Source organism: Lysinibacillus sp. FSL W7-1291, from assembly GCF_038593415.1.
In the GTDB taxonomy this organism is placed as follows: domain Bacteria; phylum Bacillota; class Bacilli; order Bacillales_A; family Planococcaceae; genus Lysinibacillus; species Lysinibacillus fusiformis_D.
On the sequence record NZ_CP151994.1, the window covers coordinates 4,421,001 to 4,434,180 of the forward strand.

General features: G+C 37.8%; 13 protein-coding genes. 2 read left to right on the forward strand and 11 right to left on the reverse strand.

Annotated elements, in window-relative coordinates:
• Positions 1–24 precede the first annotated feature (24 nt).
• The 3 genes from NST76_RS21630 to adh form a co-directional block, all read right to left on the reverse strand.
• Positions 25–993 (reverse strand): DUF4003 family protein, encoded by a 969-nt coding sequence (locus tag NST76_RS21630; protein ID WP_342544446.1) that lies wholly within the window; start codon positions 991–993, stop codon positions 25–27.
• A 332-nt stretch (positions 994–1,325) separates the two neighbouring features.
• Positions 1,326–1,685 (reverse strand): DUF779 domain-containing protein, encoded by a 360-nt coding sequence (locus NST76_RS21635; protein ID WP_036123819.1) that lies wholly within the window; start codon positions 1,683–1,685, stop codon positions 1,326–1,328.
• A gap of 21 nt (positions 1,686–1,706) precedes the next feature.
• Positions 1,707–3,227 carry an aldehyde dehydrogenase gene (gene adh, locus NST76_RS21640; protein ID WP_036123825.1) on the reverse strand — a complete coding sequence of 507 codons (1,521 nt, stop codon included), beginning with the start codon at positions 3,225–3,227 and terminating at the stop codon, positions 1,707–1,709.
• Between the two features lie 240 nt (positions 3,228–3,467).
• On the opposite strand from adh, the gene rluF reads away from it, so the two are divergent.
• Positions 3,468–4,169: a 23S rRNA pseudouridine(2604) synthase RluF gene (gene rluF / locus NST76_RS21645; RefSeq protein WP_036123828.1), complete on the forward strand. Its 702-nt coding sequence runs from the start codon at positions 3,468–3,470 to the stop codon at positions 4,167–4,169.
• 23 nt (positions 4,170–4,192) lie between these two features.
• Positions 4,193–4,912 (forward strand): hypothetical protein, encoded by a 720-nt coding sequence (locus NST76_RS21650; RefSeq protein ID WP_036123832.1) that lies wholly within the window; start codon positions 4,193–4,195, stop codon positions 4,910–4,912.
• 41 nt (positions 4,913–4,953) lie between these two features.
• On the opposite strand, the gene NST76_RS21655 is transcribed toward NST76_RS21650, so the two are convergent.
• The 8 genes from NST76_RS21655 to NST76_RS21690 all read right to left on the reverse strand — a co-directional run bounded on the left by NST76_RS21655 (position 4,954) and on the right by NST76_RS21690 (position 13,139).
• Positions 4,954–5,454 carry a cupin domain-containing protein gene (locus tag NST76_RS21655; RefSeq protein ID WP_170829857.1) on the reverse strand — a complete coding sequence of 167 codons (501 nt, stop codon included), beginning with the start codon at positions 5,452–5,454 and terminating at the stop codon, positions 4,954–4,956.
• Between the two features lie 146 nt (positions 5,455–5,600).
• The gene (locus NST76_RS21660; protein WP_036123837.1) at positions 5,601–6,308 is read right to left on the reverse strand and encodes an ABC transporter ATP-binding protein; all 708 of its coding nucleotides are present in this window, start codon (positions 6,306–6,308) and stop codon (positions 5,601–5,603) included.
• Positions 6,308–7,087, reverse strand: coding sequence for an ABC transporter ATP-binding protein (locus NST76_RS21665; protein ID WP_036123840.1), 780 nt, complete (start codon positions 7,085–7,087; stop codon positions 6,308–6,310). The genes NST76_RS21660 and NST76_RS21665 overlap by 1 nt, the downstream gene beginning before the upstream one ends.
• Complete coding sequence (locus NST76_RS21670; protein ID WP_036123842.1) at positions 7,087–8,022, reverse strand: branched-chain amino acid ABC transporter permease; 936 nt, start codon at positions 8,020–8,022, stop codon at positions 7,087–7,089. Before NST76_RS21670 ends, NST76_RS21665 begins: the two co-directional genes overlap by 1 nt.
• 12 nt (positions 8,023–8,034) lie before the next feature.
• Complete coding sequence (locus tag NST76_RS21675) at positions 8,035–8,910, reverse strand: branched-chain amino acid ABC transporter permease (protein WP_036123845.1); 876 nt, start codon at positions 8,908–8,910, stop codon at positions 8,035–8,037.
• A 146-nt stretch (positions 8,911–9,056) separates the two neighbouring features.
• On the reverse strand, positions 9,057–10,277 hold the full coding sequence (locus NST76_RS21680) for an ABC transporter substrate-binding protein (RefSeq protein ID WP_036123848.1): 1,221 nt from the start codon (positions 10,275–10,277) through the stop codon (positions 9,057–9,059).
• 378 nt (positions 10,278–10,655) lie between these two features.
• Complete coding sequence (locus tag NST76_RS21685) at positions 10,656–11,258, reverse strand: SAM-dependent methyltransferase (RefSeq protein ID WP_036123850.1); 603 nt, start codon at positions 11,256–11,258, stop codon at positions 10,656–10,658.
• A gap of 87 nt (positions 11,259–11,345) precedes the next feature.
• Positions 11,346–13,139 carry a CotH kinase family protein gene (locus NST76_RS21690; protein ID WP_342535192.1) on the reverse strand — a complete coding sequence of 598 codons (1,794 nt, stop codon included), beginning with the start codon at positions 13,137–13,139 and terminating at the stop codon, positions 11,346–11,348.
• Positions 13,140–13,180: the final 41 nt, after the last annotated feature.

Below are 13,180 nucleotides of genomic sequence, written 5' to 3' on the forward strand. Positions count from 1 at the left end.
ATAATCAAGTTCTCCTTTATTCTATCATGAAGAACTTGAACTTGATGCAATAGCAGCTGCACTAACCGCAGCTATCATCGCTGCTTGCTGTGCTTGGATTAATAATTCAATGGAAGACATAATGGTCATGGACAAAGATTTTTGCACCTTCGCCATATCATAAATAGCGATTTGTACAGCCATAAAGAGAACAAATTCACGGTGCCATTTTAATAATTTCAAGTCCTTTAATTCATGATATAAATCAATAATATCTTGAAGCTGTGCTTTAGTAAGACTTAGTATGGCTAAAAAGCCGAGTAAAGGATAATGCATAGCCTTGACCTTTACATTTTGGTTTTTGAGTGTATCACGGAGTGCCACAACATTTGGTGCTAGATTAACATCAAATTGTGGGGATAAAAATGTTAATACCTGTGATAGCCACTGTAGTTCATTACCAGCATTAAAATTATATGTTCGTAATTCTTTATAATATCGATTCATTGTTTCCGCCCGTAGCTCAACATCATCAGATGGACTACTCAATAACACTGCATAAGGAATGTCCTCATAAGATGTTAAAAATGGATGATGTTTACGAATAGCATCGAATAAAGCTCTAGCTGCCTGTGCATGTGCTTCTTTATTTTGTTCATCCTCAGTCAAAAACTGTGCTCCGATATAGCTGAAATTGCCGCTTCTAAATTTTGCTTCCTTCAAGATACTCACATTTGTAAGTAAATCCTTGACTGCCTTTTCAGTATCTTCTTGCTCCAATAAATTGGCGGCAATACTATATCCAACTGTTGTTCGTAAAGGGGACATCCACGAGGATTGCTTCTTCATCTCTTGCAGAACATTTTTATATCTTATTGCATCAAAAGTTTTTCCTGACGCTACAAATTTACAAGCAATCGCTAAAACAATTTTACGATCGACTGTCCAACCAGCAGCCTTTGATACATCCTCAACTGTATTTGTAAGTTCATTTTCAATCAGCGCGTAATCCATATTTAGCACACTCCTTTACCCATTTTACGTTACAATCTGTGCGAAAGATTCAATCCTCTTTGTAACAATTAACATAAAAAGTAAACTTAATTTAATGTATGTTACTTCATTTATCTGATTTAATAGGAAATATTAACAACTATAAAAGGAGGTCTTGAGGATGATAGCAAAAACCACAAGAAAACTATTATTTACCGTCACCTTAAAGGATCGATTACATTTATTCCTATTTTTAAGAAATTCATCAACTAATATCGCTTTACATACTCTATTCCACAAAAATTAATATAAAAAACAGCGGCAAATTTTTCTGCCGCTGTACTATCCTTCATTTAAATTAACCCTAGTTCTCGTAACTCCTCAGATGTGAAGGCTCTTGACCTTGTTAGGAAACGTTTTCCCTCTACGCCCTCTAATGAGAACATGCCTCCTCTGCCCGCAACAACATCCAATATGATTTGTGTATGCTTCCAGTAATCATATTGATTTTTGTGCATGTAGAAAGGCGCACCACCAATCTCTCCAAGGCACACATCCTGATCTCCTAATAGCAAATCACCTTCTGGATAGCACATTGGCGAGGAGCCATCACAGCATCCGCCGGACTGATGAAACATCACAGGTCCATGTTTATCTTTTAATAGATTGATTAGTGCCAGCGCTTCTTCTGTAGCTAGTACACGTTCAACCACGCTCATGCACCTCCCTACAAATTAGAAGAAACCAAGTTTGTTTTCGCTGTAGCTAACTAATAGGTTTTTCGTTTGTTGGTAATGTGCTAACATCATTTTGTGATTTTCACGACCAACACCTGACATTTTATAGCCGCCAAATGCAGCATGTGCCGGATAAGCATGGTAACAGTTTGTCCAAACACGACCTGCTTGAATTTCACGACCGAAGCGATAAGCTGTATTAATATCTCTCGTCCAAACGCCAGAACCTAAGCCATATAATGTATCATTAGCAATTTCTAGTGCTTCCTCTTTTGTTTTAAACGTTGTTACAGCAACAACTGGTCCGAAAATTTCCTCTTGGAAAATACGCATTTTATTATTTCCCTTGAAGACTGTCGGTTTAATGTAGTAGCCATTTTCGAAGCCCTCGCCTACATTATTTTTCTCGCCACCAATTAGGCATTGTGCACCCTCTTGCTTACCAATATCTAAATAAGAAAGAATTTTTTCCATTTGCTCACTTGAAGCCTGCGCACCCATCATTGTGTTTGGATCAAGCGGATTGCCCACTTTAATGGCTTCTACACGCTGTAGTACACGCTCCATAAATTTATCGTATATAGATTCCTGGATCAGTGCACGTGAAGGACATGTACATACTTCTCCTTGATTGAGAGCAAATAGTACGAAGCCCTCTACTGCTTTATCTAAAAAGGCATCATCTTTATCCATAATATCTTCAAAGAAGATATTTGGTGATTTACCGCCCAATTCTAATGTAACGGGAATAAGATTTTGAGATGCATATTGCATAATTAAACGACCTGTCGTCGTCTCACCTGTAAAGGCAATTTTACCAATGCGAGGATTGGATGCAAGCGGTTTCCCTGCTTCTAAGCCAAATCCATTCACAACATTAATAACTCCTGGTGGTAATAAATCTTCTATTAATTCCACAAGCACCATAATAGATGCTGGTGTTTGCTCTGCAGGTTTTAATACGACACAGTTCCCAGCTGCAAGTGCTGGTGCGAGCTTCCATACTGCCATTAATAGTGGGAAGTTCCAAGGGATGATTTGACCCACTACACCAATCGGCTCATGGAAGTGATAAGCAACTGTATCGTTATCAATTTGGCTAACGGAACCTTCTTGAGCACGTAAGACTCCAGCAAAATAACGGAAATGATCAATTGCAAGAGGGATATCTGCATTTAATGTTTCGCGCACCGCTTTACCGTTATCCCATGTTTCAGCAACGGCTAGCTTTTCTAGATTTTCCTCAATACGGTCCGCAATTTTAAGTAAAATGTTTGCACGTTCTGTTGGTGATGTTTTGCCCCATGCATCTTTAGCAGCATGTGCTGCATCGAGTGCATGTTCAATATCCTCAGCTGTGGAACGTGCTACTTGTGTAAAAACTTGTCCAGTAACAGGAGTGACGTTATCAAAGTATTGACCTTTCACTGGGGGTGTCCATTCGCCACCAATATAATTATCATATTTCTGTTTGAATTGAACTACCGATCCTTCAGTGTTTGGAAATGCATAAACCATTTTACTTCTCCCCTTTACACAATTTAATGAGAACTATCTAGAAAAAACGTTATTTTATATCGGAATAACACTATTTTCATAGAAACCCTCTCAACTACTATATTGTCAGAAACATAAAATAATTTCAACTTTTTAAAAAACTTTTCTATTTAATTTATTTTTGCTAGAAAAGCTTCTAGAATTCACGGCATGTACACGTTAAGGTATACTTAAAAATAATATAAAATATAGGAGAACAATATGCGTATTAATAAATATTTAAGTGAAACAGGCATCATATCCCGTCGTGGTGCTGATAAATGGGTTGCTGAAGGAAAAGTAACCATTAATGGTCAGTTGGCGACTGTCGGTAGTCAGGTTGAAACGGGTGATATAGTTTGCGTTGATGGAAAAGAGGTAAAGAAAGAACAACAGCTTGTCTATATTGCTCTGAATAAACCTGTCGGCATTACAAGTACAACAGAGCGTCATATAAAAGGCAATGTCGTTGATTTCGTCAATCATCCCTTACGTATTTTTCATATCGGACGTCTCGATAAGGAATCAGAGGGATTATTGTTATTAACTAATGATGGCGATATCGTCAATAAAATTCTGCGTGCAGAAAACCATCATGAAAAAGAATACATCGTTCAAGTTGATCAGCCTATAACAGCGCAATTTATTAAAAAAATGGGAGCCGGTGTTGATATTCTAGATACAACAACCTTACCTTGTCGTGTAGAAAAGATTTCGGACAAAGTTTTTAAAATCATTTTAGAGCAAGGCTTAAATCGTCAAATCCGCCGAATGTGCTCAGCGCTAGGTTATTCCGTTAAGCGCCTACAGCGTATTCGTATTATGAATATTAAGCTTGGTAATTTAAAAGTGGGCCAATGGCGTGATTTAACAGATAAGGAACGAACAGAACTATTCAAACTACTCAACTACACACCTAAATAAGCACTTAAAGGAGGGCGAGGACTATGATATCTATTCAAAGCACAGAGCAACTAACAGGGGTACGGGTTAGCGGGGATTATTGGGATTTAGATGAACTAATCAATGCGATCTATAAAGTAACTGGTGATGAAAATAAATACTATGATTATCAAGGTCCTCGACTACGTATTTTAAGCGTATGCTATAAACTAAGACATGCTATGCTCGGGGAACATCACCTTGATTTTGTGAGTAACGGACTTAATAAAAATGTCCTGACACAACATGAACTGATCTTTCCTAATAAAAATGTTTATTTTGCCACAGAAATTCTTTGGCCAGAAATAATATTTAGTGCGATTGCTTTAAATGATTTTATTGATTTGCATCAGCAGTTAAACAATGCGTCCATGTGGAATTATGAAATTGCCATTTTACGCAAGTTTCAAGCGGCTATTGCCGATTGTTTGGAACAGGAGATTGATGAGGAAGATTACGTTATGTTTGTCCGAATGCTACATGCTAAAAATCCATTCACTTTCCGTTTTGCTACGCAATATGTTGATGTTCTGAATCTAGAATATATTCAATTAAGTAAAGAGGAGCGAAAAGCACATTTAGCGGCATTTGCGGTGCGATTAATGGTAGAGGATCATGAATATTTGGCATTAAAATCAACTCTAATGGAAGCAGCCATTACGACTAAGCAAGCATTACATGATATCCAAATACAACTGAATTATCCTGAAGAAATACTATGGTGAACAAATCATGCCGTCTCAAAAACTTTGAGACGGCTACTTTTCTATTTAATGGTTTTGTAAGCCATTTTACGAATAACTCCCTCGTGCTGAGGATAGTCTGCTAAAAGCTCTTCCTGTGTAAACAATTCAAAATCTGCAAAGTCAAATCCTGGTGCAACCATACACCCGACTAGACTAAACGTCTCGGAATCCTCCACCGATGAGCCGAAAATGGTATTTTTCGGAACTGCAATTTGTGGTACCTCACCAGCTTCTACATTCAAACCAAGCTTTTTCGCCTCATAGGTACCATCGGGAAAAATCATATGAACTGTTAGTGGACTTCCCGCATGGTAATACCATAGCTCATCTGATTGCAATCGATGTAAATGTGAGATATCTTGTGAGCGTAATAAGAAATAAATACTCGTATAAATAGGTCTCTGAACATCTCTCACTGCTAGCTCGTCTGTGGCACGAAATGATGAAATGTAATAGCCTCCTTCTGGATGTTCGGCTAAATTTAATTGTTTAATAAAATATTGTGCTGAAAACTTCAACATGTATCACTCCTTTTTTCCACCTTACCAAAAAATAAAGTAAAAAGGCTACCTTTGATTTTTCAAGGGATCAGCTTTATCAAGAGGTAATCTTGATATATCGAAGATCAACTGAAAGGGCATCTCTTTGTTGAGATGCCCTTCAAATTCTATAATCCGCCTAAATAAGCTGCTTTTACTTGCTCGCTCTCTTGAAGCTCTTTTGCTGAACCAGCTAAAACAATACGTCCTGTTTCAAGTACATACGCACGATTAGCAACAGATAAAGCCATATTAGCATTTTGCTCAACAAGCAATACAGTTGTACCTTCTTTATTGACCTGTTCAATAATATTAAAGATGTTTTTAACCATTAGCGGTGCAAGACCCATCGAAGGTTCATCCATTAATAACAGTTTTGGTTTTGCCATTAAGGCACGGCCCATCGCAAGCATCTGCTGTTCCCCACCAGATAATGTGCCTGACTGCTGCTTGCGACGCTCTAATAAGCGCGGAAATAGCTCGAAAACATGATCCATATCTTTTTTAATACCAGCTTTATCATTACGTAGATAGGCACCAAGCTCTAAGTTTTCTTCTACTGACATATTGGCAAAAACACGACGACCCTCCGGAACGTGGGAAATTCCTGATTTAACAATAGTTTGTGCTGCCTTCCCAGCAATAGAGAAGCCCTCGTATTCAATAATGCCACCTTTTGGCTTCAGTAAACCTGATAATGTCTTTAACAATGTACTTTTTCCAGCACCATTTGCACCGATTAACGTTACAATTTCACCCTCGTTTACTTCTAAAGAGAGGCCCTTTAATGCTTGGATGTTGCCATAATAAACATCGATATTTTGTACTTTTAGCATTAGCCGATAACCTCCTCACCAAGGTACGCTTCAATTACCTTAGGATTGTTGCGAATTTCTTCTGGTGTCCCGTCAGCGATTAATTGTCCATGATCGAGTACATAAATGCGTTCGCAAATACCCATAACTAAGCTCATATCATGCTCAATTAACAAAATGGTTAAGCCAAATTCTTTACGAATAAATGCAATTAACTCCATTAAATCATGTGTTTCCTGCGGGTTCATCCCTGCTGCTGGCTCATCCAATAATAGTAGCTTGGGATTTGCCGCTAAAGCACGAGCAATCTCTAAACGACGCTGCATTCCGTATGGTAAGTTTTTCGCTAGTTCATCCTTATAGACATCTAAGCCAAAGATTTTTAAGAATTCAATTGATTGATGCTCCATTGCTGCCTCACCCTTGAAATGAGTTGGCAAACGGAAAATAGAAGACCACATGGAATGCTTAGCAAGAGAATGATTGGCTACCTTAACATTGTCTAGAACAGATAGCTCTTTAAATAAGCGAATATTTTGGAACGTACGGCTAATACCCTTTTGCGTCACCTGATATGGTGCAAGTCCATTTAATCTCATACCATCAAAAGTAATTATACCTTCCGTTGGGGTATAAACCCCTGTCAGCATATTAAAGCTGGTTGTTTTCCCAGCACCATTAGGTCCAATTAGCCCTACTAATTCACCTTGATTAAGGTACATATTCACACCCTGTACCGCCTTTAAACCACCGAATTGAATCCCCATGTTTTCAACTTTTATAAGAAGGTTTCCAGTCATTATTTTGTACCTCCTTTTTTACCAAACTTAAATAACTGCGTAATTTCCTTTGTTCCCATTAAGCCGGTTGGACGATACAGCATGACAATAATTAATACTAAACTATAAATAATCATACGAGTTTCAGGGAAGTTTGCTAGATAAGTTGATACAAAAGTTAAGAAAATCGCTGCAATCACTGAACCAGAAAGACTCCCTAAGCCACCGAGTACAACATAAATTAAAATATCAAATGATTTTAAGAAACCAAATGTTGTCGGTTGGATAATATAAAAGTTATGTGCGAAAATAGCTCCAGCTAGACCTGCAAAGAAAGACCCAATCGCGAATGCAACAACTTTATAATAGGTCGTATTAATACCCATAGCATCCGCTGCAATTTCATCCTCACGAATGGAAATACACGCACGACCATGACGAGAATTTGTAAAGTTCGAGATAACGAGAATCGTTAACACAACACCAAAGAATGCATATGTCCAGTTAGATAAATATTTAACCTGCATCCCCGCTGCGCCACCAACATAATCCGTATTTAAAAAGATAATACGAATAATTTCAGCAAAGCCTAGTGTCGCAATTGCTAAATAATCTCCTTTTAAACGAAGAGTGGGAATCCCTACTATTAGACCAGCAACCGCTGCTGCGACTGCCCCTAAAAGGATAGCCAATGGGAATGGCAGCATTAATTTTGTGGTAATGATAGCGGACACATATGCACCAACTGCTAGGAACCCAGCATGCCCAATTGAGAATTGTCCAGTAACCCCAATAACAATATGCAAGCTGACAGCCAGCATGATGTTAATACACATTGTGATTAACATATTTTTGTAGTACAAATCAATTACTTCTGTTGTAATCAATAATTGCACAACTGCATAGATGACTAGCGCTATTACGGCATAGCCCCAAAAAATTTTAGACTTTTTCATAAAACCGCTCACCTACACTTTCTCACGGGCATTTTTACCAAAGATACCCGATGGTCTGAAGATTAAAATTAAAATTAAAATTACGAATGCCGCTGCATCACGCCATAATGAGAAGCCAAGCGCACTTACTAAAGACTCTACAACGCCTAGTAACATACCACCAACCATAGCGCCCGGAATGATACCAATACCACCAAGAACAGCTGCGATAAATGCTTTAACGCCAGGAATAACACCCATTAAAGGATCAATCTTTGTATAATAAACACCGAAGATAACACCCGCTGCACCAGCTAAAGCTGAACCAATAGCAAATGTTGCAGAGATTGTATTATCAACGTTTATACCCATTAAGCGAGCTGCATCTGCATCGTGAGAAACGGCACGCATCGCTTTACCGATTTTTGTTTTATGTACGATGAATTGTAAAAGAATCATCAGTACAACTGCGACTGATAAAATTAAAATGGATGTACTGCTAATTTGTACACCAAAAATATCAAATGATTTATTTTTGAAAACTTCAGGATAAGCTGCTGGTTGAGCACCTCTGAAGAAAATAGTAGTGTATTCAATTAACAATGACACACCAATCGCTGTAATTAATGCTGCGATACGTGTTGCATTTCGTAAACGTTTATAGGCAATACGTTCAATTAAAACACCAAAGATCGCACAAACGGTCATTGCCAATAATAGAGCCGGGAAGAAACCAAGCTCCCATTTAGCAATTGCGTAAAAGCCAATAAATGACCCGATCATGAAAACATCACCATGAGCAAAGTTAATCAGCTTGATAATACCGTATACCATCGTATACCCTAACGCTATTAACGCGTAGATACTTCCAAGTGAAATACCGTTCACAAGTTGCTGTATCCATTCCATGCGCATTCACTCCTTTGAATTTTCTGAAAAATGAGAAATCTGTACATGCATCTATACTAGAAAGTTATGAATTACGTTAGCATTCTAGTTATCTAAAACATAAAAAGGAAGGCGTGTTTACCCGCCTCCCCCTTGCTTACAAAACATTAAGGATTAACTTTAGAGTTGAACACTTGTTTACCGTCTTTGAATTCAAGAACTGTTGCTGTTTTAATTGGGTTATGGTTTTCGTCAACTGAGAAAGTACCTGTTACTAAAGAAAGATCTTTTGTTGCAGCTAATTCATTTTTAATTGCTTCACCATCCGTAGAGCCTGCACGTTTAATCGCATCTGCAATGTAGTAAATTGAGTCATAACCAAGTGCATTAAATGCGTCAGGTGCTTTGTCACCATTTGCCGCTTTAAATGCCTTTACGAAATCTTGAATTTTTTGGTCTGGGTCTTCAGCAGAATAGTGGTTTGTGATGTATGTGTTATTCAATGCATCCGCACCAGCTAAATCTATTAAAGTTGGAGAATCCCAACCATCAGCACCCATTAAAGGTACATCAATACCCATTTCACGTGCTTGTTTAACGATTAAACCAACTTCTTCATAGTATCCTGGGATAAAGATGAAATCTGGATTTGATGCTTTAATATTTGTTAACTGTGTACGGAAGTCTGTATCCTTCGCTACATAAGCTTCTTCTTTCACAACTTTTCCGCCACTCTTAGTAATTGTTTCTTTAAAGGATTTTGCCAAACCCTTTGCATAGTCTGATGCATTATCTGCGAAAATAGCTACATTTTTCGCATCTAGCTCGCCTGAGGCAAAGTTAGCCGCTACAATTCCTTGGAATGGATCGATAAAGCATGTACGGAATGCATATTCATTCACACTGCCATCTTCGTTTACTGTAATATTTGGCGCTGTACCAGAACCAGTTACAATTGGAATTTTATTATCATTGGCTATTTGAACCGTTGCTACTGTATTTCCTGAAGTTGCAGGCGCTAGCATTGCTACTACTTTATCTTGCGTTGCTAGTTTAATAGCAGCTGAGGTTGCCTCAGAGTTCTCTGATTTATTATCTACTTTAATCAGTTCAATTTTCTTGCCGTCAATACCGCCAGCATCATTAATTTCTTTTACAGCCAGTTCTGCACCTAGCCCAATAGAGGAACCATAAGATGCTACATTCCCCGAAAGCTCTAAGTTGGCACCAATTTTAATTGTATCGCCATCAGATGAACCTCCGCCTGATGATGAGCCTCCGCCAGAACTTGAATCGTCTCCGTTACCACAACCTGCAAGAACACCAGCAAGTAATGAAGATGCTACTAAAAGTGAACCGAACTTCTTAAGCTTTTTGCTCTCTCTCATAATTAAATTCCCCCTGAAAATTTCTAAAATATTAGATATTTCTGATAATTATAAACAATTAAATTCATTTACTCAATAGCAAAAATAATTATTTATAACTATCCTAAAACGAATGAAAAATATTATTCATATAAGCCTTTTACATTGTAAAACATTCTTTATATTTAGTCTAGAGTGATTTTTCAGTATAATTAGTTATTTGTGAATTATCTTTTAATTTTACATAAAGACTAGTACAAAACTATTAGATGAAATTACTTTTTTACAATAAAGTCTAAGTAAGAGCGTTCATTTTCTCATATCATTATTTCCCTGAAAATAATTACTGCGATGTTACTTTATTTAAATTAGAAAAGCTTAGAGTTGGTTTCCCAAGCTCTAAGCTCTTTTTAAGACAAACACACAAAGACGTTCATTAATATTGGTTTCATTTTCTAAATGAACCTCATGAAGTAATTCAAATGATGTTCCGTGATGTAAAAATTGTAAATAATCATAAGGCGGATAATATAAAATTAAATGAATATCTCGCATTCGCTGTTCATAGGATTTCCAAATATTATGAATGACTGTACGAAAAATATGAATCGAAAAAGGGTTGAAGAAGAAGAACACATTATCACGTGACTTTATTTCATAAGCCTCAGCTATTGTATGAATAAACGAAATGGGTGCATGTGCTTTCATTTTTTGGAGATAACTACGTTTATTTTCTTCAGCCTCTGCATAAAATCCTGCATCCATTTCTATCCCAATAGTCGGAATACGGAACTTATGATGCACATAAATGGGTACTCTTCCTTTTCCACATCCCATATCAATGAATACTGGATTGTCCGGCATCTCGTACGCTTCAAACAATTGTTCCAACCCGCTATATGGTGTTGGCTCATATCGGTGATAGTGTGCGAGTTTTGGGAAACCGTATTGTTCTCCCACTGTGTTAATATGCAAATATTTATCAAACTGCTGTTCATTCATATGAAAAGACTCCTCAGAAAAGAATGCTTTATTTTAACACGATAAAATGCAAAAACCATACCCAAACATGTTGGATATGGTTATTTTTCAACGACCTCTGCGTTTAAATTTAACAACAAAGAGAAGTGCTAAGAGAAGCAATACAAGGCAGGCTGCGGCTGTAAACACTGTATTTTTATCAATTACAGTTGCTTGATTAGACGCTCCATCATTTTCACCTGGCATACTGATTGGGCCTCCGCTTCCATCAGGACGTTGCATTGATTCGCCATTTTGTCCTTCTCGTGGGCCATTGCCTTCTCTATTAAACGGTGGGCTCTGTGATGGATCAAAATCCTCTGGTAGCTGACTCGGGTCAAAATTCTCTGGCATTGAATTCATCTCACCATTTTCATTTGGAGTTGGTACGCCCATATTTCCTTGTGATGTCGTAGACGCTTCTACAACCAGCTCTCCAGATAGCTGCTTTAAAATAGATTGGGAGCGCTGTTTAGCGAATTCAGGTAAGCTATTTTCACCTTCAACTGCCTCTAAGAATTGCTCTGTAGTAGAGAATTTTGTGGGATCTGCCTCCACATAGGTCGTTATTAATAGTGCTAAGTTTTTAGTAATAGCTTGTACATAATCCTCTGTTAAATAGGTTGTCGCTAGCTCTTCTAGATAACCTTCATATTTAGCACGGTACTCTTCATTAGTAAGCAAGGCATTCAGCAGTGGCCGCTCCTCTAACGTTGTGCCAGAAACAGGGGTTTTCACACTAAAATTAATAGCACTCTCGGCTAACAGGTTGCTGGACATCCCCATTTCCATTCCCCTATTGAGGCCTCCATCTGGCTGTTGTAACCTCCCCCCACCTGCCTGATTAAGTTGTTCATTGTTTTGTGCTACTGGTTCTTCTAAAGTTGTCGGAGCATCAGCTGGATTTTGACTGTTTTCTCCACCCATTCTACCACCTCCACCGCCAACACCAAAGCCGCCGAAGGACATATTGTAATCCCATGGAATAATTGAAAACACACCATTCTGTTCATACAAATAATAGTTATGTTTCATATTCCCCTGGTAACTATCTAAATTGACAAGTGCTGTATTGACAGCGAAATAACGTAACATTTCATCGACATCAAGGTATTTTTTGATGTCTCCACCGTTATTAATAGCATTTAGCATCTCCACAAGCTTGGATTGATCCATATGACCCTCATTTGTTTTTAATCCTATGCCTGTATAGTCTGCAATATCATCACTAATATATTTCAAATCACTGCCAGTTCCGTCTGGCTTAAATAAAAAGCCATCATTAGAACCATAGTTATTGGCTAGGAATGTCTCATCTACTGCTTCCACTCCTAAAAACAAGCCCCGTTCTTCACCATTTACTGTGACATACATATAGGAGTGTGCTGGTGTTGGTAAGCCCATTTGCTCCATCATTTCATAGGAGATATATTCCCGCATCAATGTAGCATCACTATAATTATTATTTAAATTTAATTTTTTCAAACCATATAAGCTTTGAGTATCATCATAGTAATCAAAATCGATTTTTAAACTATAACGATCCGAGTCACTATTGACAACTGATCGTAATGATAAATTCCCTTTTGTGCGAATAGCAACATTCTCAATTTTCTTGCCGTTTACTGTAATATCCGCCTGTTTTAATTCCTCGTCCGCTGCATTTTCAAGCATGTCAGTCCAATCTTCCTTAGCAATCTCGATATCGACAGTGGTTACTTTATTGCTATTAAATACCATATCCTCATAGGAGAACTCGGAATTTTTCGTTTCAATTCCTGCATTTGGAAGCACAGCATATATCACGACAAAGAGAAGGAGTAAAATTGCCATGCACAGGTAGACAATTCGTGTTTTAATCATAGCCATCACCTCTCATCGTAGTCCTTTTTGTTAATGAGGTC